General features: G+C 71.1%; 22 protein-coding genes and 1 pseudogene. 13 read left to right on the top strand and 10 right to left on the bottom strand.

From position 1 onward, the window contains the following. Positions 1-17: 17 nt before the first annotated feature. Positions 18-977 carry an alpha/beta fold hydrolase gene (locus NQZ70_RS09735; protein WP_129573973.1) on the bottom strand — a complete coding sequence of 320 codons (960 nt, stop codon included), beginning with the start codon at positions 975-977 and terminating at the stop codon, positions 18-20. A 107-nt stretch (positions 978-1,084) separates the two neighbouring features. On the opposite strand from NQZ70_RS09735, the gene NQZ70_RS09730 reads away from it, so the two are divergent. The 8 genes from NQZ70_RS09730 (at position 1,085) to NQZ70_RS09695 (ending at position 7,824) form a co-directional block, all read left to right on the top strand. Beyond that, the gene (locus NQZ70_RS09730) at positions 1,085-1,576 is read left to right on the top strand and encodes an LEA type 2 family protein (RefSeq protein WP_129573972.1); all 492 of its coding nucleotides are present in this window, start codon (positions 1,085-1,087) and stop codon (positions 1,574-1,576) included. Between the two features lie 13 nt (positions 1,577-1,589). After that, a complete protein-coding gene (locus NQZ70_RS09725; RefSeq protein WP_129573971.1) occupies positions 1,590-1,874 on the top strand; it encodes a hypothetical protein in 285 nt (94 codons plus the stop codon). A gap of 22 nt (positions 1,875-1,896) precedes the next feature. After that, positions 1,897-2,778: a galactose mutarotase gene (locus NQZ70_RS09720; RefSeq protein WP_129573970.1), complete on the top strand. Its 882-nt coding sequence runs from the start codon at positions 1,897-1,899 to the stop codon at positions 2,776-2,778. 121 nt (positions 2,779-2,899) lie between these two features. Next, on the top strand, positions 2,900-4,051 hold the full coding sequence (locus NQZ70_RS09715; RefSeq protein ID WP_237245181.1) for a polysaccharide lyase: 1,152 nt from the start codon (positions 2,900-2,902) through the stop codon (positions 4,049-4,051). 175 nt (positions 4,052-4,226) lie between these two features. After that, entirely contained in the window at positions 4,227-4,592 is a 366-nt protein-coding gene (locus NQZ70_RS09710) for a DUF2089 domain-containing protein (protein ID WP_129573969.1), read from the top strand. Next, positions 4,592-5,245: a YIP1 family protein gene (locus NQZ70_RS09705; RefSeq protein WP_129573968.1), complete on the top strand. Its 654-nt coding sequence runs from the start codon at positions 4,592-4,594 to the stop codon at positions 5,243-5,245. Before NQZ70_RS09710 ends, NQZ70_RS09705 begins: the two co-directional genes overlap by 1 nt. Before the next feature lie 142 nt (positions 5,246-5,387). After that, a complete protein-coding gene (locus NQZ70_RS09700; protein ID WP_165373879.1) occupies positions 5,388-6,485 on the top strand; it encodes an alpha/beta hydrolase in 1,098 nt (365 codons plus the stop codon). Positions 6,486-6,660: 175 nt separating this feature from the next. Further along, entirely contained in the window at positions 6,661-7,824 is a 1,164-nt protein-coding gene (locus NQZ70_RS09695; protein ID WP_129573967.1) for a peptide-N-glycosidase F-related protein, read from the top strand. Between the two features lie 63 nt (positions 7,825-7,887). Here NQZ70_RS09695 and NQZ70_RS09690 read toward each other — a convergent pair whose 3' ends face one another. The 3 genes and pseudogenes from NQZ70_RS09690 to NQZ70_RS09685 all read right to left on the bottom strand — a co-directional run bounded on the left by NQZ70_RS09690 (position 7,888) and on the right by NQZ70_RS09685 (position 9,375). Continuing rightward, the gene (locus NQZ70_RS09690; RefSeq protein ID WP_129573966.1) at positions 7,888-8,283 is read right to left on the bottom strand and encodes a GFA family protein; all 396 of its coding nucleotides are present in this window, start codon (positions 8,281-8,283) and stop codon (positions 7,888-7,890) included. Positions 8,284-8,312: 29 nt separating this feature from the next. Next, positions 8,313-8,426, bottom strand: a pseudogene (locus tag NQZ70_RS53310) (hypothetical protein); the annotation flags it as partial. A gap of 733 nt (positions 8,427-9,159) precedes the next feature. After that, complete coding sequence (locus NQZ70_RS09685; protein ID WP_237245733.1) at positions 9,160-9,375, bottom strand: hypothetical protein; 216 nt, start codon at positions 9,373-9,375, stop codon at positions 9,160-9,162. Between NQZ70_RS09685 and NQZ70_RS09680 the strand changes: the two genes are divergently transcribed. Then, entirely contained in the window at positions 9,287-10,288 is a 1,002-nt protein-coding gene (locus tag NQZ70_RS09680; RefSeq protein ID WP_237245636.1) for a cellulose binding domain-containing protein, read from the top strand. The two genes, NQZ70_RS09685 and NQZ70_RS09680, sit on opposite strands and share 89 nt — an antisense overlap. Before the next feature lie 119 nt (positions 10,289-10,407). On the opposite strand, the gene NQZ70_RS09675 is transcribed toward NQZ70_RS09680, so the two are convergent. Together NQZ70_RS09675 and NQZ70_RS09670 are read right to left on the bottom strand one after the other, a co-directional pair. Then, positions 10,408-11,508, bottom strand: a complete 1,101-nt coding sequence (locus NQZ70_RS09675) for a cytochrome P450 (protein ID WP_129573963.1) — start codon at positions 11,506-11,508, stop codon at positions 10,408-10,410. A gap of 513 nt (positions 11,509-12,021) precedes the next feature. Next, positions 12,022-12,963, bottom strand: a complete 942-nt coding sequence (locus tag NQZ70_RS09670) for a glycosyl hydrolase family 18 protein (protein WP_237245180.1) — start codon at positions 12,961-12,963, stop codon at positions 12,022-12,024. A 693-nt stretch (positions 12,964-13,656) separates the two neighbouring features. Between NQZ70_RS09670 and NQZ70_RS09665 the strand changes: the two genes are divergently transcribed. After that, on the top strand, positions 13,657-14,652 hold the full coding sequence (locus NQZ70_RS09665; protein ID WP_129573961.1) for a zinc-dependent alcohol dehydrogenase family protein: 996 nt from the start codon (positions 13,657-13,659) through the stop codon (positions 14,650-14,652). 73 nt (positions 14,653-14,725) lie between these two features. On the opposite strand, the gene NQZ70_RS09660 is transcribed toward NQZ70_RS09665, so the two are convergent. From NQZ70_RS09660 to NQZ70_RS09650, 3 genes are read right to left on the bottom strand one after another with little or no spacing between them, the layout of a single operon-like run. Further along, the gene (locus tag NQZ70_RS09660) at positions 14,726-15,970 is read right to left on the bottom strand and encodes an MFS transporter (RefSeq protein ID WP_129573960.1); all 1,245 of its coding nucleotides are present in this window, start codon (positions 15,968-15,970) and stop codon (positions 14,726-14,728) included. A gap of 12 nt (positions 15,971-15,982) precedes the next feature. Then, the gene (locus NQZ70_RS09655; RefSeq protein ID WP_129573959.1) at positions 15,983-17,110 is read right to left on the bottom strand and encodes a hypothetical protein; all 1,128 of its coding nucleotides are present in this window, start codon (positions 17,108-17,110) and stop codon (positions 15,983-15,985) included. 8 nt (positions 17,111-17,118) lie between these two features. Continuing rightward, positions 17,119-18,006 carry a phytanoyl-CoA dioxygenase family protein gene (locus NQZ70_RS09650; RefSeq protein ID WP_165373876.1) on the bottom strand — a complete coding sequence of 296 codons (888 nt, stop codon included), beginning with the start codon at positions 18,004-18,006 and terminating at the stop codon, positions 17,119-17,121. A gap of 316 nt (positions 18,007-18,322) precedes the next feature. Here NQZ70_RS09650 and nrfH point away from each other — a divergent pair, with 316 nt between their 5' ends. Together nrfH and NQZ70_RS09640 are read left to right on the top strand one after the other, a co-directional pair. Continuing rightward, positions 18,323-18,811, top strand: a complete 489-nt coding sequence (nrfH, locus tag NQZ70_RS09645) for a cytochrome c nitrite reductase small subunit (protein WP_129581254.1) — start codon at positions 18,323-18,325, stop codon at positions 18,809-18,811. Between the two features lie 30 nt (positions 18,812-18,841). Next, positions 18,842-20,353, top strand: coding sequence for an ammonia-forming cytochrome c nitrite reductase subunit c552 (locus tag NQZ70_RS09640; RefSeq protein WP_237245179.1), 1,512 nt, complete (start codon positions 18,842-18,844; stop codon positions 20,351-20,353). A 24-nt stretch (positions 20,354-20,377) separates the two neighbouring features. Here NQZ70_RS09640 and NQZ70_RS09635 read toward each other — a convergent pair whose 3' ends face one another. After that, entirely contained in the window at positions 20,378-20,677 is a 300-nt protein-coding gene (locus NQZ70_RS09635; protein WP_129573957.1) for a hypothetical protein, read from the bottom strand. 756 nt (positions 20,678-21,433) lie between these two features. Here NQZ70_RS09635 and NQZ70_RS09630 point away from each other — a divergent pair. Beyond that, positions 21,434-22,750, top strand: coding sequence for a M28 family metallopeptidase (locus tag NQZ70_RS09630; RefSeq protein ID WP_129573956.1), 1,317 nt, complete (start codon positions 21,434-21,436; stop codon positions 22,748-22,750). The last annotated feature ends 11 nt before the right edge of the window (positions 22,751-22,761 follow it).

The following is a 22,761-nucleotide window of genomic DNA, read 5'->3' as shown; positions in this document are numbered from 1 at the left end:
CCGAGCGGATCATCCCGCTACGACGCGGCCTGACCCGTACCCTGCTCCTGCGGCGCGGCGCGCTCCCCGAGGACGCCTGACGCGGTCGGCGGCGGTGACGCGGCCGCCGGCGCGCCCGCGCCCCGCGAGGTCACCTCCCGCGCGAACGCGGCGATCCGCTCGGCGAACCGGCGCGGGTCGTCGACGTGCGGGCAGTGGCCGACGCCTTCGGGCTCCTCGATCTCCGCGTGCGGCGGGAGGTGCCGCCGGTAGTACTCGAGGTTGCCGCCCGGCATGAGGCGGTCCGAGCGGCCCCAGATCAGCAGGATCGGCATCGACAGGGACCGCAGCTGCTCGGGCGTGAACGCGTGCTCGCACCGGGCCGAGCTCGTGAAGGAGACGATGGTCTCGCGCGCGAACATCCGCACGATGTCGCCGGCGACCAGCGGGGCGAACCACGGGACGCGGTGGTAGAGCCGCGCGAAGAACGCGTGCGCGTCGGCCCGCGACCGCAGCTTGAAGGCGCCGAGCAGCGCCGCGAGCTCGGCCTGCTCCATGCACGCGCCGGCCGGCGACGCGAGCACCAGCGCGCGCACGCGGTCCGGCGAGCTCAGCGCGTAGCTCACCGCGACCGCGCCGCCGAGGGAGTTGCCGACGACGATGGCCGGCGCGTCGAGCTCGCGGTCGAGCAGCTCGTTCATGGCGGTGGTGAGGCACTCCGGCGTGAACGCCGACGCCGGCGCCGCGCTCCACCCGTGCCCCGGCGCCTCCGCGGCGATGACGCGGCGGGCGTGCCGCCGCAGCCGCTGGAGCACGGGCGCGTACGGGAGCGCCGACGAGCCGATGCCGTGGAGCAGGACCACGGTCGGGAGCGAGCCGGTGCCGGGAGCATCGTAGAGGTGCAGGCGGCAGACCGACGTGTCGACCCAGCGGCTCTGCACCCCGGAGCGGTTCAGCGCCTTCTTGGCGAGGCGCTCGGCGAGCGGGAGGATGCCCATCCGCCGGGCATAGCAGATCGCGAGGGTTCCCGCGCGGGCGGAAGCGCGGGCCGGGCGCGGGCCCGATTTCCGTTGAGCGCCAACGAGATCCGCGCCACATCACCGCCGTGCGATCGCTGCTCCTCGCTGCCGCCGTCTCCCTGGTCGCGTGCTCGCGCCCCGAGCCGCCGACGCTCAAGCCCGAGGTCGCCGCGGTGACCGCCGTCACCGCCCAGGGCATCGATCTGCGGGTCCAGATCCAGGCGTACAACCCGAACAGCGTCGATCTCTCGACGCGCTCGCTGAAGGCGACCGTGCTGCTCGACGGCAAGATCGACGTCGGCACGGTCACCGTGCCCACGCCGCTCAAGCTGCGGTCGAAGCAGTGGACGCGGATCGACGCGCCGCTCTCGGTGAAGTGGCAGGATCTCACCAGCATCGCCGCGCTCGCGGCGCAGGGCCGGGGTGTCCCGTACCAGGTGAACGGCACCGTCGCGATCGGCGGGGAGACGCTCAACGTGGACGTGCCGTTCCGCCTGGCCGGCACGCTCACGCAGGAGCAGCTCGTCACGGTGATCGGGAACTCGCTGCCGGGCCTGCCGCTCCCCGGCTTGCGCTAAGCAGCGGCGCCCCATGTCCGGCGGCCTGATCTTCCACGACGGCGGCGGGCCCGTCGCGCGCTGCGGGCGCTGCGGCGCCGAGGCGGCGGGGCCGTGCGCGCGCTGCCATGCGCCCGTGTGCGGCGACTGCTGCGTGCTCACCGAGGGCGGCGCGCGGGTCTGGGCGATCTGCCTCGCGTGCGAGGATCGCGGCGGCCGCTCGCTCCGCCGGGGCTGGGCGACGGTCCTCGGGTGGATCGCGCTGCCCATCGCGGCGCTCGCGCTGCTCGTCGGGTTGCTCGAGTGGCTGCGCAGGTGATGATGGAGAGAACGGAGGCGTCATGTTCAGCGTGAAGAAGATCGAAGGTCCGATCCCCACGGTGGAGCTCGTCGACGGCGACGCCTCGAGCCGCGCCGTGCTCGCCCCGGCCCGCGGCGGGATCCTGACCGAGCTGACCCTCGGCGGGCGCGAGCTGCTCTACCTCGATCGCGCCACCTTCGAGGATCGCAGCGCCAACGTGCGCGGCGGCAACCCCGTGCTCTTCCCTTCCCCGGGCAAGCTCGCCGGCGACGCCTGGTCGTCCTCGGGCGCGCAGGGCCAGATGCGGCAGCACGGCTTCGCTCGCACCCTGCCCTGGTCGCTCGACGATCACGGCACCGCCGCGCCCGGCGGCGCTCACGCGCGGCTCGCCCTGCGCTCGAGCGAGGCGACGCGCGCGCAGTACCCCTGGGATTTCCGCGCCGAGCTCACCTACACGCTGCGCGGCAGGTCGCTCCGGATCGACATCCGCGTGACCAACGAGACCGGCGAGGGCGCGCCGCCGATGCCCTTCGGGGTCGGGTTCCACCCGTACTTCGCCGTCTCCCAGGCCGACAAGCCCCGGGCCTCGATCGAGACGCGGGCGACGCGCGCGTTCGACAACACCACGAAGCAGGAGGTGCCCTTCTCCGGCTTCGACCTGACCCGGCCCGAGGTCGACCTCCACCTGCTCGACCACGGCTCCACCGAGAGCGCGCTCTCGATCGAGGGCCCCCGGGCCGCGCGCATCGCCGTCCGCGGCTCGCCCGAGTTCACCCACTGGGTCGTGTGGACCTTGCAAGGCAAGGACTTCGTGTGTCTCGAGCCCTGGACCTGCCCCGGCGACGCCCTCAACACCGGAGAGCGCCTGATCCACCTGCCGTCGCGAGAGACGCAGGCGCTGTGGATCGAAATCTCTGCCTGAGACGCAGCGCGCGCGAGGCAGGCCCTCGTGACATGAGGGCTGAAGCGAGGAGCGCAAGGGCCGCGCTCGATTGCCTGCTTCGCGGTTGACGGCGGGCTGGAAACAGCATGGAATCCGGCCCATGACTTCTGCAACCCACCTTACCACACATCGCAACCTATCTATCCGCTGCCGGGCGCTGCTCGGGCGGCGGTCGCGCTTCCTGCTTTCCGCCTTGCCCGCCGCCGCGCTGGTCGCGACCGTCGCGACGGGCGCTTCCGCGGCGCCGGTCTGGACCGGAGACTTCGAGACGGGCAACCTGTCCCAGTGGAACACCTCGCTCAACGGCGAGCACATCTCGGTGGTGACGTCGCCTGTCCTGCAGGGGACGCGCTCCGGGAAGATCCAGCTCACCAACGACGCCCGCTGGTCCAACGGCATCAAGCGGGTCGAGCTGAACCACAAGCCGGCCGCCGGGCGCACGGCCGAGGGCGCCCAGACGTATTTCGCCTGGAGCTTCTACCTCCCCGAGGCGCTCGCGGCGGACCCGCCGACGCAGATCGGATACTGGGAGTCCGAGGGGAGCTACAATCAGATGATGTCCTTCGAGGTCGTGGGACAGAACATCAGCTTCGCCACCCGCAAGCCCGCGAACAAGGTGCACTGGCAGGCGAACGGCGCGGTGACGCCCGGCGTGTGGCACCGCATCGCGCTGCACATCAAGTGGTCGACGAACCCGAGCCAGGGCTCCGTGGACGTGTGGTTCGACGGCGAGCAGGTCGTCACCGGCGGCCAGGCGCAGACCCTCGCCGACGGCAACCCGCACTTCACGCAGGTCGGCCTGCTGCGCAACCCGTCCGAGTTCACGGACAGCCCCATCATCATCCTCGATGACGCCGTGGAGGGGGACACCCTCGAGGACGTGCGCCCCGCGCTCCCCTCCTCCGGGGAAGGCGGCGCAGGCGGCGCAGGCGGCGGGGGAACCGGCGGGGGCGAGAACGCGGGCGGCGCAGGCGGCGCGGGCGGCGCGGCCGGCGCCACGAGCGGCAGCGGGGGCGCAGGCGGCGGCACGACGAGCGGCTCGGTCACATCGACGTCCTCGGCCGCGACCTCCGGCGCCGGCACCACCGGCACCGGCGCGGGGACCGGCGGCGCGGACGAGGGCGCCGACGAGGAGGGCGACGAGGGCGGCTGCAGCTGCCGCGCCGCCGGCTCGCCCGCGGCCCCCACGCCGCTGGCCCTCGCCGGGCTCGCCGTCGCGCTCGCGTTCGCGCGGCGGCGCGCGCGGCGCTGAGCCGTCGCGAGCGGCCCCGAGGCCCCAGCGCGAGCCGCGCCGCGCCCGGGCCCAGGCACGAGCGGCGCCGCGCGGGCCATGAGCTCGGCCGCCGTTCACAAAATTGATTCTACGATCAATTTTGTTGAACCGAACGTTGACATTGTTGATCCACGGACGATACTAGCTTCGTCCTGTGGCAAGATTTGTCGTTCGATGCCCGAGCTGTGACGGTGAGCTGCGCGCGACGCGGCTCGGCTGCCAGGCCTGTGGAACCAACCTGGACGGCCAGTTCGAGATCCCGGCGCTGCTCCAGCTGTCGCCGGACGATCTCGCCTTCGTGACCGCCTTCGTGCGCTCCTCGGGGAGCTTGAAGGCGATGTCGCAGCTCCTTCAGATCAGCTACCCGACGGTGCGCAACCGGCTCGACGAGATCATCGGCCGGCTGGATGCGCTGGAGCAGGGCGTTCAGAAGCGCCGGCACGAGATCCTGGATGCGCTCGAGCACGGGCGCCTCTCCGCGAAGGAGGCGGAGGAGGCGCTGAGAAAGGTGGGACTCTGATGAAGATCACGCCCGACGAGAGGGTGCGCGCGCTCGTGCGCGACCGCGTGATCGAGCCCGCGGAAGGCGAGCGGCTGCTGGCGACGATGTCGCCGCGGCCTCCCCGGACCGGATGGCGGCTGGCGCTGAACCCGTTCGATCGCTTCGGCGGGGAGGTCGCGGCCGTGGCAGGGCTCGCGGTCGCCGCGCTGAGCGTCGCCATCACGCGGCTCGGCGTCCGCTTCGACGGCTTCCTCGACCTGCACACGGCGCCCGAGGTCGTCCCGACCACGACGGCGCTCCTCGAGCAGGTCGTCGTGTGGCCCCTGCCCGCCCTGCTCTTCTGGGCGTACGCGCGGCTCCTGCGGTGCCGCGTGCGGTTCATCGATTTCCTCGGCGTGATCGGGCTCTCGCGCGCGCCGCTCGCGCTCGCGGCGATCGTGCTCGGCCTGCTCGCCCCTGCGCCGCCAGCGGCGGGCGGGCCGGTGCTCACGCCCGCGGTGGCCGCCTTCGCCGTCCTGGCCGCGCTGTGCCTCGCGTGGTTCCTGACGCTGCTGACCCAGGGCTTCAAGAACGCCTCCGGTCTGCGGGGCGCCCCGCTGATCGCAGGGCTCATCGGCCTCGTGCTCGTCTCGGAGATCGTCTCGAAGGTCGCGCTCGCGCACCTCGGCTGAATCCATCCGGTCCGCGGCGCGCCGCCGGCTCACGCGGCGCGCTCGGCGACGCTCGCCCGGTCGCGAGGGCGCACCGGTGCGCCCGGGCGGCCTCGGTTTTCCCCTGCTGCTGGCATCTCCCCTGCTTCTTCGGAGGATCGTCATGTCATTGCGTTCGAGTCACCTGGTCCCGGCGCGCCGCGCCGCGTTCGTTCTCTCGTGTGCGGTCGCGCTCGCGGGGTCGCCCTTCGGCGTGGGCTGCGGCGCCGGAGAGGGCGAGTCGTCCGCCGGCGGAGACGGCGCCCTCCCGGACGAGACGGAGCCGCCCCCGGCGCAGGAAACACCGAGCCCGCCGGCGTGTCCGGAGGCGACCAGCGTCGATATTGCCGTCGAGAACGCCTACGGCACGCTGGCGGGCACGCTCGAGGTGCCGGCCGGGTGCGGGCCGTTCCCCGCGGTGGCGATCCTCCCCGGCTCCGGGCCGACCGATCGGGACGGCAACCAGGCGGCCGCGGGCGTCACAGCGGACACGTACCGGCTCCTCGCGGAGGGCCTCCGGGACCGGGGCATCGCGTCGATCCGCTACGACAAGGCCGGCATCGGCGGGAGCGCCTCCGCGGCGCCCCGCGGCGAGCAGGAGATGCGCTTCGAGATGGGCGCCGACGACGCGGTCCTGTGGGTGAAGGCGCTCCGCGACGACGGGCGGTTCGCGACGGTCACGGTGGTCGGGCACAGCGAGGGCTCGCTGCTCGGCATGCTGGCCGCCCAGGCGATCGAGGTCGACGGCTACGTCTCGATCGCCGGCGCGGGCCGGCCCATCGGCGCGGTGCTGCGCGACCAGCTCGCCGGCCTGCCGGACGAGGATCGCGAGAGGGCGTACGCGATCCTGGGCCGGCTCGAGGCGGGCGAGCTCGTCGAGGACGTCCCGCAAACTGAGCTGTTCCTGCGCCTGTTTCGCCCGAGCGTGCAGCCGTACATCATCTCGTGGATGAAGCACGATCCCGCGGTCGAGCTCGCGGCCGTGAAGGCGCCGGTCCTCCTGCTGCAAGGGACCGCCGATATCCAGGTAGGGGTGCAGGAAGCCGAGCGGCTCGCCGGCGCGCGGCCGGACGCCAAGCTCGTCCTGATCGAGGGGATGAGCCACACGCTCAAGGAGGCGACGCTCTCGAGCGCGTCGCAGCAAGCGGCGTACACCGATCCGAGCCTGCCTGTGGTGCCGCGCGTCTTCGAGGAGATCGGGGCGTTCCTCCGCGCGGAGTGACGTCGCGCGCCCGATAGCTCAGCTACGGGGAATGGATTCGAGCGCGCGGAGCCGGTCCTCGACCCACGGGACGACGCGATCGACGTGGAATGCCATGAGGAGGAGAACGCTACCGCGGCGGGCCCCGCCCAGGCTACCGTGGGATCTCGCCATCAGGCATGACCCGGAGGATCTCATGTCGGGTTCACGTTGCACGCGACGCGCCCTCGCCGGGGCGCTCGGTTTCGCCGTCGTCGTGGGGGGCTCCGGCTGCAGCGACGACGCGGCGCGCGCGCCCGGAGGAGCGCAGCCCGGCGCCGGCGGGGCCGGCGGCCGAGGCGGCGAGGAGCAGGAGCCCTCTCCCGCGCCGGCCTACACGATCACGGCGTTCGAGGAGGTCCGGATCACGAGCGACGCGAGTCAGCCGAACTTCCAGCAGGCGAACGCGGACATCGATCTCCGCGACGGGCCGTTCGCGAGCGTGAGGCTCGTCGTGGAGCTGGAGAGCACGTGTTATCCCTTCGAGACGTGGGAGGACAATCCGCCCCCGGAGGGCCAGAGCTGGCCCGCGGATTGCGACGCGTTCGACCGGAACTTCGAGCTCTCCCTGGACGATCCCGTCGATCCTGCGGTGGATCCGCCCGGCATCGAGCTCGTCCGCGCGATCACGCCGTTCGGGGGGCCGCTGCGCCTGGAGGTGGACATCACGGACGTGGCGAACGGGCTCCCCGCGGGCCAGCACCGGCTGAGGGTGGTGATCCCGACATGGTCCGACGGGAGCGGTCAGGTGAGCGGCTCGAACGGCGGGTGGAACGTGAGCGCCGTGGTCGAGGCGGTGCCCGGGCCGGCGCCGAGGAAGGTGCTGGCGGTGGTCCCGCTGTTCAACGGGTCGCAGACGACCGCGGGCGGGCCGGGGCCGCTCGCCGTGGAGGTGCCGGAGGGGACGGTGAGCTCGCGCGTGGAGTACCGGATCACCGGCCACGGCGGCGGCGAGTCCGGGTCGGGGTGCATCGGGCCGGCCGAGGAGTTCTGCAGGAGGATACACACTCTTTTCGTGGACGGGAGCGAGCTTGCCCGCATCAGGCCGTGGCGGACCGACTGCGCGGCGCTCTGCACGATCGCGCACTACGGGCCGGAGGACGGCGGGTTCGATTACTGCCTGGAGAACCCGTGCGGCGCGATCGAGAGCGTGCGGGCGCCGCGGGCGAACTGGTGCCCAGGGAGCGAGTCGCCACCGTTCACGTGGGACGCGGACGCGCTGCGGGTGCCCGGGCAACACACGCTGGCGTGGGAGATCTCGACGGTCGCGGAGGGCGGCGTATGGAGGGTCTCGGCGACGTACTTCGCGTTCGGCGGGTAGCGGCGCCGCGAGCGGCCGCGCGCGTCGCGCCCCTCGCGCGGGCCCCTCGCGCGCTCCGCCGCGCTACGGCGGCAGCTCCTCGAACTGGGGGAGGCCGTCGGTGATCGGATGCCACGCCGCCTTCGAGCCGACGTAGATGTGATGTTCCGGCCGTCGCTCCGGCGCCTCGGAGAGCGCGCCGAGCTGCACGTGAGCGAACGTGTTCCCGCGGACCGTGTCGTACAGCGGCGAGAAGCATCGGTCGCAGAGCCCGCGATACCCCTCCTCGGACTCGTCGACCTTCAAGAGGTGCTCGCGGCCCGCGGAGATGCGGACCTTGTCGATCGCGATCCCGCCGACGGCGGAGCAGGCGGCGCCGGTGCGCCGCCGGCACCTCGAGCAATCACAATAGAAGGCGTAGTCGAACGCATCGTCGACCTCGAAGCGCACGAGGCCGCAATAGCAGCTGCCCGTCAGCATGGATCCTCCACGCCTGTCGATCGCTGCGCCAGGGCCGAGAGCCGGCCGGCCCCGACCAACCAGGCCCGCGGGTGATGCGGCAGCCCGTCGCGCGGCCGCTGCTCGGCCGCGGCGACGAAGGCGCCGTGCAGCGCTTCGTCGCTCGGCGAGCGCAGCGCTTCAGGCGCGAAATGTGCGAAACATGCGCATGTCATGAGACCTCCGGCTCTGGCTGTGTTGGTGGATCGTGGGTTGTCCAGTCCATGGTTGTCCGACGCGCCTTCCGATCGACCCGGATCGCACGAGCGCTGTTCTTTTTCTGTACCACGGGCCGCCTCGGGCAGGCGCCCGCGATCGGCGGGCTCTGCTGGTCGCCGTAGCCCGGCCGTCCGCGCCACGGCTGCCGTCGCGCCGGGCGGCTCCCGCATCCGCGGCTCGGCCCGCCGATCGCGGCGCGCGGGCGGCTCCTGCGGAGCCCGGCACAGGGCGGATATCGGCGGAGAGAGAGAGCCGGCGCGATGCTTGCAATTGCAAAAGAGCGTGCCTGAGCGGAGCCCGGCGCAGGGTGGGAGTCGGCGGCGGGCGATCCGGCGCGATGCTTGCAATTGCAAAGGAGCGTGCCTGAGCTGTTCCGATCTCAATTGATGTTTGAACCCCATCATCGGCAGAGATTCCGTGTGCGCGATGCGCGCCGACGACTACAATGCCGTCGCGACCGGGGATAAACCGGCGAGCACATCCGTGATCAAGAGATCGCTGACAGGGAATGACGAACTCGAACCAGAAAACGGCGGAGCTCGCGGGCGTCTTCTGATTCACTTATTCATCTTGAGCAGAACCCCGTGAATTTGCCGATCTGACATGGAGAACCTTAATGCGCATGAATCGCTTACTTGGCTACATCTCCGCTTCGTTCGCATGCAGCCTGATCGCCTGCGGCGCTGGCTCGCACAGCGATGAGAACAGCGGCACGTTGGGCTCCGCGCTCGTGAGCTCGGATGGCACGATGACGGCGGAGATCACCGTGCCGTCGGACTGGAAGAGCGGATACTGCGCGAGCGTGACGATCAGGAACACGGGCAGCAGCGCGACGACGTCCTGGGGGATGGTCATCGGGCTCAACGGCTCGACGTTGAACCACGCGTGGAACACGCGCATCACGCCGTCGGACGGGCAGCTGAGGGCCGTCAACGAGTCCTACAACGGGAGGCTGGATCCGGGCGCCTCGACCATGTGGGGGTTCTGCGGGAGCGGCACCGGCAGGCCCACGCTCGTAGCGGTCGACGGCAGCGGAGGCCCAGACGTCACCACGAGCACGTCCGTGAGCAGCAGCGTTGGGTCGGGCGGCGGCGCGGGGGTCGGCGGCAGCGGCGGCGAGGGCGGCGAGGGCGGCGGCTCCACCACCACGACCACCGCGGGCACCGGCGGTGAGGGCGGCGCTGGCGGCGGCACGACCACCGCGGGCACCGGCGGTGAGGGCGGCGAGGGCGGCGAGGGCGGCGGCTCCACCACCACGACCACCGCGGGCACCGGCGGCGACGGCGGCGGCTCCACAACCACGACCACCGCGGGCACCGGCGGCGACGGCGGCGGCTCCACAACCACGGGCGGCGGCGGCGAGGGCGGCGCTGGCGGCGGCTCCACCACCGCGGGCGCCGGCGGCGCACCGCCGCTGGATCCGGCGTGCGGCCCGGACACCGCGGCCTTCGCCGATGTGGCGCCCATCCTGGAGAAGAGCTGCGCGAACCAGTTCTGTCACGGCAACCCCACCTCGCCGGCCGGCCGGCTCGACCTCCGCACGAGCACGGCGGTCGGCGCGCTGGTCAATCGGGACGCCGGCTCGTGCTCCAGCGAAAAGGCGCTCGTCGTGCCGTTCATGCCGAGCAGCAGCTACCTGATGAACAAGCTGAAGGACGTCGGCCTGTGCGACCCAGACGAGAGCAGCATGCCCCCCGGCTCGTCGCTGCCCGAGGCCGATCTCAAGACGATCAACGACTGGATCTGCGCGGGCGCCCCCGACCGCTGAGCGCTGCTCGGCCGAGGAGAGCCCGCAGCGCCCCCCGCCGCTCTCCCAACCTGGGTCGGCGCCGGCTCAACCTGGGTCGGCGCCCCCCAACCTGGGTCAGGTTGCCGCCGCCCGCCGGCCTAGCTCACCTGCCGGCCCGTCCGCCGACCGGGGATGAACCGGAGCGGCAACGTGATCGGGCCGCGGACCGTCAGCGTGCGGTTGTAGCGGAGCTCGCCAGGAACGCGCTCGACCCGCTCGAAGCGCGCGATCACCGCCTCCAGCGCCACCCGCGCCTCCATGCGGGCCAGCGCCGCGCCGATGCAGAAGTGGACGCCGTGCCCGAAATGGAGACCTCCCTGCGAGCCACGGTGCAGGTCGAACCGATCCGGATCCTTGAACCGCGCCTCGTCCCGGTTGGCCGAGGCCACGATCGGGAGCACCAGCGCGCCGCACGGCACCGTCACCCCGGAGAGCACGACGTCCGCGGTGGCGATCCGGGGGAGCGTCTGGACCGGGCCGTCGTAGCGGAGCATCTCCTCGACGAAGAGGGAGATCAGGCCGGGCTCGGCGTGCAGCCGATCCATCATGTCCGGGTGGTCCGCGAGGAACAGCAGCGAATTGCTGAGGAGATGCGTCGTGGTCTCCAGCCCGCCGATCAGGAGAGTGACCAGGAACTCGACGATCTCGGCGTCCGTCAACCGCTGCCCGTCGAGCTCGGCACGGACGAGATCGCTCACCGTGTCCTCGACCGGCGCGCGGCGCCGCTTCGCGATGACCTCCATCAGGTACCCGGTCAGCTCCGCGAGGGTCGTCCGCACGCGCTGGGCGTCCTCGGGGCTCGGGAGCTCGGGCGTGATCGCCACGATGTCGTCGGCCCAGCGCTTGAACTTGCCATGAAGCGCGTGATCGAGGCCGAGGATCTCGCCGATCGCAAAGGCCGGCAGCGGGTGCGCGAAGGCCTCGACGAAATCGGCCTCCTCCACGAGCCGGTTCGTGAGCTCCGACGCGACGGCGCGGAGGCGCGGCTCGATCCGCGCCACGGTGGCAGCCCCGAACGCGCGGTGGATCAAGCCGCGCAGCCGCGTGTGCGCCGGCGGGTCCATGGCGAGCATCGAGTTGGCAAACGGGTTGTAACCCACCCAGGGAGGCTGCCACGCCACCTTGAAGCCCTCGGAGGAGAAGAGCCCCGGGTTCTTCATCACGAAGAGCACGTCCTCGTACCGGGTCACCGCCCACATGCCGCCGGGATCAACCTGGCAAACCGGGCTCGTTCGCCGCATCTCGGCATAATGGGGATGCGGATTCGCACGTAGATCTGGCGCCAACACATCAATAAGGGGACTCATCGCGGCTGCCTCCAGTTCGCCGGTCCAGCGAGGCACGCCCTGGACTGCTAGCGGGTCGATGGTCCTCCCCCCACAGCGACCAAGCTCGTGCGCCTCAACACTACGGCACACCACATGTTTGCCATAAAATACGCCATTCACGCAATAGCGCATTCGAGCATGCGCACGCCGACGAGGCGGCGGGTCTTCAACCCCGCGTCGCGGCAGCATGACGGGAGACCATGTATGTCGCTGTGAGGAAGTCCAGCGCCGCTCGTGATGCGGTCGGCGCGCCCTGGCTCGGCGCACCGCCCGGGCGCAGCAGCGTCGACCCAGGTTGCCGGCGCCGGGGGGCGACCCGACCCGGGTGGCGCGGAGCGCAGGCTTGAGGCGGGGCAGGTTGGGCGGGGCGGCGCGGCGCCCCGCTCACTCGTGGACGAGAGGGCCGATGCCGTCGGCGAACGGCCACCCGTAGCTCTCATCGAGATGAATCTGCCAGTCGAACGCCCCGCGGAGCGTCGGGTGATTGCTCTCGAGCTCGTTCCACGTGGGGATCGCCTCGTCGATCGACATGTAGTTCGTCTCGTCCGAGATCCCGAATCCCACGACGACGTGCCGCGCACCGAGCCGCGAGACCCACTCGTTCACGCTGTCCACGATGTACTCCTGCTGGTCCAGGTCCGGTCCGTCGTAGTACTGCGGGGCCGCGTAGTCCATGGCGCCGGCCTTCACCATGGCCTCGCAGAACGTCTTATCGACGTCCTTCCAGGGCGCCGGCGGCGCGGTGATGATGAAGCCCGGGAAGCGCCGCTTCAGCTCCAGGCTGATCCAGATCATCTCGGAGGTGTCGGGGGCCTGGTTGGCCTCGAACGTGTTCCAGTCGATGCCGTCGAACCCACCCAGGCTGTTGTAGATGTCGACCACGCTGTCGACGAACGCCTCCGACTTTTCGCGGGTCGGGAAGCTCATGCCATTCCCGGCGCCCCCCACGGTGAGGAGGATTTTGCGCCCCTGGGTGGTCCGCGCGTACTGGATGTCTGCGTTGAGGTTCGTCGCCGCTCCCCGGCCATCGCCCGGCGGCGTCCAGGTGACGGCGCCCGTCGTGCCGGGCGACCCTCCCACCGGCAGCGCGGCGAAGAGATAGATCACATTGTACTGGCTGTTGATGTCCCGGATGCGGATGGGCGACGGCGTCCAGTTGGGGTAGTAACCGGCGACGACCTTTTCAGGGAGCGTCCCGCCCGCGCCGGGGATGGGATCCGGGGTGACGGTGCAGCCGGCGTACGGCTCCCAGAAGTACGTGCTGACCGTCGGGATGTACCCAGGGTTGCCGTGCTCGGCGATGTAAGCCTGGCCCTCGTAAATCACGATAGCGCCCTCGTCGTACCACTGACCCTCCTGCCACGCCGGAGCGCCTGCGCACGCGGCAGATTCGCCCTGCCCCACATCGGCCTCATCCTGCGAGGATCCGGGGCCAAGACATCCGAGCGCGCCTGCGGCGACGGCCACAAGGAGGAGCGACAGCCTGGAAGCAGCAGCAGTGGAATTGAGCAACATGGTGGGTTTTCCTTTATCGGAAGAGAAGAAGAAGGATCGCCGGCGGTCACCTTGCCTGCTGCAGCATGGCCATGCCGTTTTCGGTAGGCGCGCGGCGTGCGTACCTGCATCGCGACGAAGATGCGGTTTCTGGCGGAGCTCACCAAGCTTGATGCCACCATGGAGAGCAACCCTTCACAGAATCTTGCTTCGCCCCCCGACAGGCCCGTCGCCCGCCTCGCGGTGGTGTCGTTACGGATGCGTTGAAGATGTACCGAGGCGTGACATTTGCTGCTGCGATGAAATCAGCGACGACGTTCGGCCACGTGCGCCGGGCCTCGGGACGCGCTCCGACAGGATATCCGCGTTCCGCCGCGATCCCGGAGCGGCGCGCGGCCGGGCCAGCTCGCTCGACCCTCTGCCGCACACGCCGCCGGGAAATATCGGAAACACGCGCCGTCCGCGCGCCTCGGCGGGCGCGCCGTCGCGCGATGCTCGGTCGAGGCGTAAGCTGCTGCGCAAGCCATGCGCGCCCTCGTCCTGAAAGCCGCGAAGAGCCCGCTCGTGCTGGAGGATCGGCCCGCCCCGCGGCCAGCGCCCGGCCAGGTGCTGCTGCGCGTGCGCGCGTGTGCCGTGTGCCGCACCGATCTGCACGTGGTCGACGGCGAGCTGCCCGACGCAAGGCTGCCGCTCGTGCCCGGGCACCAGATCGTCGGCGAGGTCCTCGAGGAGGTGCCCGCGCCCGGCGGAGCGCCGCGGTTCGCGCGCGGCGCGCGCGTGGGCGTGCCCTGGCTCGGGTGGACCTGCGGCGCGTGCGCGCATTGCCGCGCAGGGCGGGAGAACCTCTGCGACCTGGCGCGCTTCACCGGATACCAGATCGACGGCGGCTATGCGGAGCTCGCGGTCGCGGACGCGCGCTTCTGCTTCCCTGTCCCGGCGGGCCTCCCGGACCTCTCGGCCGCGCCGCTGCTCTGCGCCGGGCTCATCGGGTATCGCACGCTGCGCATGGCCGGGGACGCGGAGCGGATCGGGATCTACGGGTTCGGCGCCGCCGCCCACCTCGTGGCGCAGGTGGCCCGCTTCGAGGGGCGGCGCGTCTTCGGGTTCGTTCGGCCGGGCGACGACGCGGCGCAGGCGTTCGCGCTGGCCATGGGGGCCGAATGGGCGGGCGCCTCCTCCGAGGCGCCGCCCGAGGAGCTCGACGCGGCGCTGATCTTCGCCCCGGCCGGCGAGCTCGTCCCGGCCGCGCTGCGCGCGGTGCGCAAGGGCGGCACCGTCGTCTGCGGAGGAATCCACATGAGCGATATCCCCTCCTTCCCGTATTCGATCCTGTGGGGCGAGCGGGTGCTGCGCTCGGTGGCGAACCTGACGCGCAAGGATGGCGAGGAGTTCCTCGCGCTCGCGCCGCGGGTGCCCCTGCGGACCGAGGTGAACGTGTACCCGCTGGAGGCGGCCAACGCCGCGCTCGACGACCTGCGGAACGGCCGCTTCTCCGGGGCGGCGGTGCTCGTGCCGTCGTGAACGCACGACGGCGGTCGCGCCCGGCGCGGAGCTCGGGGCGCCCTCCGGCGGAGAAGGCCGCCCGCGGCCGCGGCTACACCCGCGCCGTCTCCTCGAGCTCCTTGCCGCGCGTCTCGGGCAGGAGCCACAGGATGAGCGCCAGCGCGAGCACCGGGAAGATCGCCGTCGCGGACACCGCCGGTCCCCAGCCCATCCGCTCTGCGGCGACGCCCACGCCGACCGGAGAGAGGATGTAGCCGATCCGGCCGAGCAGGTTGTTGGACCAGGCGAGCGCGTCGCCCCGGAGGTGCGTCGGGAAGAGCTCGGCGTTGTACGCGTTGAGCACGGGGAGCACGCCGCTCGCGCCGAAGATGGCGAAGACAAGCGCGACCGTGAGCCCGGCGCGCGAGCCCAGGGAGTAAGCGCCGAGCACGCCGACCGCCGCCAGCAGATAGATGATCACCGCGCCCGCGCGGCGGCCCATCACGTCGAGCAGCTTGCCCGACGCGAAGATGAGCGGCATCGAGACCAGCGCGGCGAAGGTGATGCTGGCGCCCACCTCGGCGTCGGTGAACCCGCGCTCCCGGAGCGCGAACGTCTTCCAGAACGTCACCGCGTTCTGCGTGCAAACGTACGTCAGCCCCCAGATGAGGGCGAGCTGCAGCATCCGCCCGCGGTAGGGCGAGCGCCAGATGCGCATGAACGGCTGCGCGCCCTCCGCCTCCCGCGCGGCGGCCGCGTGCTCGAACCGCGCGGTCTCGCGCAGCCCGCGCCGGGCCACCGCCATGACGAGGAGCGGGATGCCGCCGACGAAATAGACGCTGCGCCAGCCGTACGAGGTCGAGAGGAGCAGCGGCACCACCCCGGCGCACACGATGGAGCCCAGGCTCGAGAACGCCTGGATGACGCCGATCACCATCCCGCGCCGGTCGCTCGGGTACTCCTCGGCCGCGTACACCATGCTGACCGCCCACTCGCCGAGGAGGAAGATGCGCGCGAGGAGCTGGAAGACCGCAAAGACATAGACGTTCGGCGCAAACCCCGTGAGCACCGAGAAGAGCGTGTAGCCCAGGATCGTGATCGTGAGCACCCGCCGCCGGCCCCACTCGTCCGCCTTGCGCACGAGCAGGTACGCGATCATCGTCCCCGCGTTGATGAACCCGACGAGCAGCCCCTCGTGGCGGGCCGCGAGGCCCATCTCCGCGCCGATGTTCGGCAAGATCTGCGTGAGCGCCAGGTAGTCGTAGCCCTCGAAGAACGAGGCCACGCTGAGGAACCAGAACAGCCGCCGCTGGTAGGGCGTGAACGGCGTGTTCCGTTGCGGGGCAGCTGTCGTCATATCACCTCTCCCTCAGAGCGGGCCCTCGTAGACGCGGTAGCGCCGGTAGACGGAGCACCCGGCCGACTCCACGATGTGCCGCATCGGCGCGTTGTCCTCGTGGATCAACGAGGCCTCGAGCCGCTCGTACCCGGCCGCCCGCAGGCCGTCCACCACGTGCTGCACGAGGAGCGCGTACAGGCCCGTCGACCGGAACGCCGGCACCACGCCGATCAGCTTGAAGCTCGCCGTCCGGACGCGGCGGAGCGCCCAGGCGGCGCGCGCCCACCCGAGCGGCAGGAGCCGCCCGCGCGCCGCCGCGAGCGCCTCGTTCAGATCGGGGAGGCACACCGCGAACGCCGCGGGCGCGCCGCGCACGGTCGCGATCTGCAAGAGGCGCGGGTTCGAGAGCAGCGCGAACGCGCGCCCCAGGTTCACGAACTCGGCGCGCGACATGGGGACGACCTCCGGCACGCCGCGGTACGCCTCGGTGAAGACCGCGTGGACGATCTCCATGTCGCGCGAGATGCGATGGACCGCCGCGTGGCGCACCTCGAGGCCAGGGATGCTCACCGCCGCGGCCTTCCGGCGCAGGGGCTCGGGGAGCTCGCGGCGGCGCCCCGCGGCGTCGAAGAGCGGGGTGTCGTAGGCGAGCATGTCGTAGCGCTTCGAGAACCCCTCGGCCTCGACGAGCTCGCGGTAATACGGCGGGTGATGGCCGGCGAGCATCGGCGGCCGGGAGCCGTACCCCTCGACGAGCAGCCCGATGTCCTCCACGCGCGTCACGTTGCGCGGGCCCCGCAGCGACGTCGCGCCGAGCGCCCGCGCGCGCTCGCGCACCGCGCCGAAGAGCGCCCGCGCCGCCTCGGGATCGCGCTCGCACTCGAAGAAGCCGAAGAACGCCGTGCGCTCGCCGCTGTGGCGGTCGTGGCGCCCGTCGACGAGGAGCGAGATGCTCCCGACCGTCTCGCGCCCGCGCCGCGCCCGGAACAGGCGGAGGCTCGCCTCGCGGAAGAAGGGGTTCTCGGGGTCGAGCCGCCGGAGGACGAGCGGGCGGAGGGGCGGCACGTAGCCCGGATCGGCCGCGTGCAGGCGCAGCGGCAGATCGAGGATGTCGGCCAGATCCGCGGCGCTGCTCGCCTCCTCGATCGCGATCGACATCGAGGCGCTCAGTACCCCGCGAGCCGCTTCAACCGGAAATACAGCGGCGTGGGGCTGTTCTCGTGCTTCTCCTTGAGCGGGCCGCACATGAGCGGCAGGTACATCACCCGCCGCTGGCTCGCGTCGCCCGTGGCCGTGGCCTGCGCGACGCGGTGCCAGATCCGGCCGTCGTGGATCGTGAGGTCTCCCGCCTCCGCCTCGAGCGCGTACTCGTCCGGGTCGGGCCGGTGGTCGACGAAATACGCCTTGCGGGTGACCATCCGGAAGAGGCCCTGGCGGTGCGACGAGGGGATCAGCCGCACGCCGCCCTTCGAGAGGGGGGAGTCGTCGAGATAGAAGCCGACGTTGAGGTAACGGCGCGGCCGCTCGAGATAGAACACGTCGCGCAGGCTGTCCGTGTGCCAGCCGAGGCGCTGGTACGTCGAGCCCTCCTCGCGGCGATAATGGTTGATCACGAGCCCGTCGCGCTCCCGCTCGGCGATCCGGTAGCCGGGCCCGGCCACATCGAGGATGGCGCCGAAGCGAGGATCGCGCAGGAACGCGCGCAGGCGCTCGCCGAAGAGCGACGCGAACACCATGCGCTGGATGTAGCGCGACCCGTCCTTCCTCGTGCCGAGGATCAGCGGGACGCCGTTGATGTGCGTCCTCCCCTCCCCGACGAGCCGGCGATCGATGGCCTCCACCTCCTCGACGAGCGAGCGCACCGCGTCGCGGCCGGCGAAGCCTCGGAAGCGAATGAACCCGTGGGTGTCGAGGAAATCTCGCTGCTCGGCCGTGAGCGCGCCGCCGAGCGTGAAGTCCGGGAGGCGGAGTCGGCGGTTCGCCGGAGGGAGTCCGGCGGCGGGCTGCGGCTCGCGCGGGGCGACGGCGGGCTGCGGGTCGCGCAAGGTGTGCACGGGGCGTCTCCTTCGCGGGTCCCTAGCGCAGCCGGGCCGCGGCGGGAACAGCCGTCCCACGCCGGCGCGGAATCTGCGCCTCGGCGCACGGCTTGCAGGTTCGTCACACGCGGTGCCGCCTCACCGAGCCGATCCCGGGGCCGCGGCAAGCCGTCATGTCGAGTCCGTGCGTCGCCCGCCGCGCCGGTGGGCTGCCACCGGGCCTGTCGATCACCGCCCTGCGGCGCGGTGGCACCTGCCTTGCAAACCGGCGTCGCGACCGATGAGCGATCCGCCGGGGCCCGTGGCCGAGGAGCAACAGCGCGGTGAACCGCCGATGGCGCCCGTCCGCGGGAGAGCGCGCCGCGCGCGCGGCATCCTCTCATGGGGCTTGCCGCTCGCGCTTTGCGTCGCGCTCGGCGCGGCCGTCGGGCTCGGCGGCTACACGTTCCTCTACGCGAAGGGCGCCTCGTACCTGCAGAACGATCCGTCGGCGTGCGCCAACTGCCATATCATGAACGAGCAGTTCGACGGGTGGCAGCGCTCCAGCCACCGCGCTGTGGCAGGATGCAACGACTGTCATGCGCCCCACACGTTCCTGGGTAAATACGCCACAAAGGCGTCGAACGGGTTCTGGCACTCCTTCGCCTTCACCACGGGCCGCTTCCCGGACCCGATCCGGATCAAGCCCGGCAATCTGCGCATCACGGAGGAGGCGTGTCGCGGGTGTCACGGCGACGTCGTGCATGCGATCGACAGCGAGCACCGCGGCGCGCCCCGGCTGTCGTGCGTGCGCTGCCATGAATCGGTGGGCCACCTGCACTGAGGCGCGCCCGCCGCTCGAGGGATGGAGACGATGACGGAGCCCAAGGACGAAGGATCCACGACCGAGCGCCCGAAGGAGCCGGCGCTCCGGCGCTACCTGCCGCTCATCGCGGTCGCGGCGGCGGCCGCGACCGCGGGGATCGCGGCGCTGCTCGTGAACATCTTCGAGCACAAGCAGGAAGCGAAGAGCCCGTTCTATCGCGTCGTCGAGCTTGACGACACGATGGACGACCCCGCGGTCTGGGGGAAGAATTTCCCCATCCAGTACGACGGCTACCGGCGCACGGCCGACCAGAAGCGGACGCGCTACGGCGGGAGCGAGGCCGTTCCGCGCACGCCGACCGAGGCCGATCCGCGCAGCGTCGTCGCGCAGTCGAAGCTCGAGGAGGACGGGCGTCTGAAGACGATGTGGGCCGGATACGCCTTCGCGCGGGACTTCCGCGAGGAGCGCGGGCACGCTTACATGCTCGAGGACCAGGTGTACACGGAGCGGCAGATCGCGACGAAGCAGCCGGGCACCTGCATCCATTGCCACGCGTCCGTGTACGTGCCGTACAAGAAGCTCGGCGGCGGCGACCTCATGCGCGGGTGGGAGGCGATGAACCAGATGCCGTTCCCCGAGGCGCGCAAGCTCGTGACGCACCCGGTGTCCTGCATCGACTGCCACGACCCGGAGTCGATGCAGCTCCGGGTGACGCGGCCCGGGTTCCTCGAGGGCATCCGCGCGCTCAAGGCGTCGATGGGCGAGAAGGACTACGACGTCAACACGATGGCCACGCGCCAGGAGATGCGCTCGTACGTCTGCGGCCAGTGCCACGTGGAGTATTACTTCAAGGGTCCGGAGAAGCGCCTCGTGTACCCGTGGGCGAAGGGCATCAAGGTCGACGAGATCTACGCCTATTACGAGGAGACGGGCCACGCGGACTGGACGCACGCGGAGTCGGGCGCGAAGGTGCTGAAGGCGCAGCACCCGGAGTTCGAGATGTGGAATCAGGGCGTGCACGCCCGCTCCGGCGTCGCCTGCGCGGACTGCCACATGCCGTACCAGCGGGTGGGGGCGGCGAAGGTCAGCGATCACCACATCCAGAGCCCGCTGCTCAACATCAACCGGGCGTGCCAGACGTGCCACAAGTGGCCCGAGGACGAGCTCCGGCAGCGCGTGGAGACGATCCAGGGGCGCCACGCCGAGACGCGCGATCGCGCGATGGACGCCGTGACCGCGCTGATCGGCGACATCCGGCGCGCGAAGGAGGCGGGCGCGACGGACGAGGCGCTCGCGGAGGCGCGCGCGGCGCAGCGGAAGTGCCAGTTCTTCGTCGACTTCGCCGAGGCCGAGAACTCGTCCGGGTTCCACGCGCCCCAGGAGGCGATGCGGATCCTGGCGTCCGCCATCGACACCTGCCGCCGCGGTCAGCTCGCGCTGCGCGACGGCGCCCCGGCCGGGGCGGCGGGGGCGATCGCGGCGCCGGCGGAGGCTGCGGCGGCGGACGCGGGCTCGGAGGCGCCGGGGGGGGCCGCGGCGCCGAAGATAGGCGCGCCCTAGTGCTCTACCGCGCTCTCACCGTCTTCAGGAAACAATACATTTGCCTTCAACCGCGCGCTGAAGGAGCGACTTAGATCGTTCCTTCTCCTCCTCCTCGCGAAGCACGCCCCGTCGTTCCCGCGCAGCCTCGTCCATCCCGGCCACGAATTCTTCAGTAAATCCGAGGAGGTCCAGCCGCTTGATCATCCCCTCGTTCGTGTAACCGTCTGTCAGGCGATGTCTCAAGCCTTCATATGACTCGCGCGGCTCCCGCGCAGCCAACACCTGCTCCAATGACGTGTATTCAAAAATATTGATGACAACTTCGTCGTTCTGGGTCCTCATTCGCCTTACCCTCGCTTCAGGTGACGCGCCGCCTCCGCGTTCCGTTGGAGCTATCATGATTGATTGACGGGAACGCCACCTGCCATTAGACCCTCGCCCGTCGCGCGCGTCAAGCCGGTCGCCGAGATTCTGTCGCCCGATCTCGCTTCATTCCTCGAGGCGAGAGGGCGCCGAGCGCTCGCCGGAATCCGCTCCGAGCATCCCTGCCAGTGGCTGCAGAAGGCGCTCTCGGCCGCAAGCAGGATCCCGAGCTTCATCGTGGGCCGGCTCGAGGACCGGCTTGCCGAGGCGCACGCGAAATCGCGGCGCAGCTGTTCCCCGCAGACTGCAAAACGAAGACCGCTACTTCAACCCGTGGATGAACTACTGACGCAAGTCACACTTCCAGGAGGGACGGAGCGCGCCGAGGGGTGGCGCTGTCAACGCGGGTAGGTCGCGCAGCTGGGTTTGACGTTTCCGAAACGTTCGTTTCGGATTCCCTCTCCACTCAGCGTCTCTCGTGAATCCGAGATCCGTAACACGGAGCCCCGTGCCGTCCGCCTGCGCCGAGCCGATGGCCGGCCTCTTCCATGCAGGTCCTCCGGCACGCACGTCCTCCGGCCCAACGAGCTGAGCCGTGACTCCGTATCTCGGCCAAGCGCGTTTGTATCCTGCCATGCATCCGAGGCGACGTGAGTCAGCGTCGACCTCATCGCGAGATAGTTCTTGGTTTCTTGAGATGAGATCCGTAGGGTGGCCGCAAAAGGGGAAGACACCATGGCTACACGCCGCAATCGCTCCTGGGCCACTGCCGCTGGATGTGCCGTCCTCGGGCTGGTCTCGGCCTCGTGCGCTGCCGGAGATCCGAGCGCGCCTGCAGCTGAACAGTTCCACGTCTCGCTCGTGGGCAAGGACACCGTCACGACGTTCTTGAACCGCCTCGCCACGACAGATGGCCAGGTCGTTGTGACCCGCGCCACCGTCGATGGCGCCCGGCAGAGCGTCGCGCTCGGGGAAGAGCCCGGCGCCTCGCTGCACCTCGTCGAAGGGCCGCTGCCCGCCGCGCCCCTCCCGGGCGAACGCGCGCGCGTCGGCGGGATCGCCGTTGTCGCCGTCCCCGCTGGCCTGGAGCCCCATGACTGGCTCGGCTCGCACCGCTACCACGCCGAGCCGATCGCGGAGACCGAAGTGGTGCTGTCGGGCGCGCGCGGCCGACAGGGGGCCCCCGCGCCGGCCGGGAGGCGCGCGGCGTTCGAGGGCGACGCCGCCGACGTCCGCATCGACGCCGAGTTCCTCCAGGCGCGCCTCAAAGAGCTCTCCGGCGCCGTGCCCGTGACCCTCGGCGGCCGGACGGTCACCCTCCGCGAGCGCGGCTCCGAGAACGGGCGATCCCTGGCCCGCGCCTGGCTGCGCCAGCAGTACGAGGCGCTGGGGTTCACCGTGCAAGAGCACCCCTATCGAAGCGGCTGGAGCCAGGGCGTCAACGTGACGGCGGACAAGCCCGGGGCCGATCCGTCGCGCGTCCTCATCCTCTCGGCCCACTACGACTCGGTCAGCAACGCGGGCGCCGACGACGACGGCTCGGGCGTCGTGTCGTCGCTCGCCATCGCCCGCGCGCTCAAGGACGCGCGCCTGAGCATCGGCCTCCGCGTCGTCGCCTTCGATCAAGAAGAGACCGGCCTCCTCGGCTCGAAGGCCTACGCGAGCATGCTCGACCGGAACGGGCAGCTCGACCAGGTGGTCGGCGTCCTGGATCTCGAGATGACCGGATACGACTCCAACGACGACGGGCGCTATCACGTCATCCACTGCAACGAGAACACGTCGTCCGAGCTCGCCGCCCTGGTCGAGTCGGCCGCCGCGCGTGGCGAGCTCCGCCTGACCCGGGTGGACGCGTGCACGAACCGCAGCGATCACGCGGCGTTCTGGCGCTACGGCACGCCCTCCGTGGCCGTGTCGCAGAACTTCTTCGGCGACGACGGCAATCCCTGCTACCACGCGCGCTGCGACACGGTGGATCGGCTCAACTGGGACTACATGCGGCGGCTGACCCAGGCCGTCGCGCTCGCCGCGGCCGATCTCCTGATCGAGTGACGCGAGCCGCC

Origin of the sequence: Sorangium sp. So ce836 (genome assembly GCF_028553905.1) — a bacterium.
Classification (GTDB): domain Bacteria; phylum Myxococcota_A; class Polyangia; order Polyangiales; family Polyangiaceae; genus Sorangium; species Sorangium cellulosum_D.
Note: the sequence above shows the minus strand (reverse complement) of the source record. Positions and strands in the feature narration are given on the sequence as shown.

What these genes read in the sequence shown, in the direction of transcription:
- NQZ70_RS09655 (WP_129573959.1), bottom strand. Translation starts at nt 17,110, where the DNA reads ATGTCGATCGCGATCGAGGAGGCGAGCAGCGCCGCGGATCTGGCCGAC.
- NQZ70_RS09640 (WP_237245179.1), top strand. Translation starts at nt 18,842, where the DNA reads ATGACGGAGCCCAAGGACGAAGGATCCACGACCGAGCGCCCGAAGGAG.
- NQZ70_RS09700 (WP_165373879.1), top strand. Translation starts at nt 5,388, where the DNA reads ATGTCATTGCGTTCGAGTCACCTGGTCCCGGCGCGCCGCGCCGCGTTC.
- NQZ70_RS09685 (WP_237245733.1), bottom strand. Translation starts at nt 9,375, where the DNA reads ATGACCATCCCCCAGGACGTCGTCGCGCTGCTGCCCGTGTTCCTGATC.
- NQZ70_RS09635 (WP_129573957.1), bottom strand. Translation starts at nt 20,677, where the DNA reads ATGAGGACCCAGAACGACGAAGTTGTCATCAATATTTTTGAATACACG.
- NQZ70_RS09660 (WP_129573960.1), bottom strand. Translation starts at nt 15,970, where the DNA reads ATGACGACAGCTGCCCCGCAACGGAACACGCCGTTCACGCCCTACCAG.
- NQZ70_RS09675 (WP_129573963.1), bottom strand. Translation starts at nt 11,508, where the DNA reads ATGTGGGCGGTGACCCGGTACGAGGACGTGCTCTTCGTGATGAAGAAC.
- nrfH (WP_129581254.1), top strand. Translation starts at nt 18,323, where the DNA reads ATGGCGCCCGTCCGCGGGAGAGCGCGCCGCGCGCGCGGCATCCTCTCA.
- NQZ70_RS09705 (WP_129573968.1), top strand. Translation starts at nt 4,592, where the DNA reads ATGAAGATCACGCCCGACGAGAGGGTGCGCGCGCTCGTGCGCGACCGC.
- NQZ70_RS09630 (WP_129573956.1), top strand. Translation starts at nt 21,434, where the DNA reads ATGGCTACACGCCGCAATCGCTCCTGGGCCACTGCCGCTGGATGTGCC.
- NQZ70_RS09690 (WP_129573966.1), bottom strand. Translation starts at nt 8,283, where the DNA reads ATGCTGACGGGCAGCTGCTATTGCGGCCTCGTGCGCTTCGAGGTCGAC.
- NQZ70_RS09725 (WP_129573971.1), top strand. Translation starts at nt 1,590, where the DNA reads ATGTCCGGCGGCCTGATCTTCCACGACGGCGGCGGGCCCGTCGCGCGC.
- NQZ70_RS09665 (WP_129573961.1), top strand. Translation starts at nt 13,657, where the DNA reads ATGCGCGCCCTCGTCCTGAAAGCCGCGAAGAGCCCGCTCGTGCTGGAG.
- NQZ70_RS09695 (WP_129573967.1), top strand. Translation starts at nt 6,661, where the DNA reads ATGTCGGGTTCACGTTGCACGCGACGCGCCCTCGCCGGGGCGCTCGGT.
- NQZ70_RS09735 (WP_129573973.1), bottom strand. Translation starts at nt 977, where the DNA reads ATGGGCATCCTCCCGCTCGCCGAGCGCCTCGCCAAGAAGGCGCTGAAC.
- NQZ70_RS09720 (WP_129573970.1), top strand. Translation starts at nt 1,897, where the DNA reads ATGTTCAGCGTGAAGAAGATCGAAGGTCCGATCCCCACGGTGGAGCTC.
- NQZ70_RS09715 (WP_237245181.1), top strand. Translation starts at nt 2,900, where the DNA reads ATGACTTCTGCAACCCACCTTACCACACATCGCAACCTATCTATCCGC.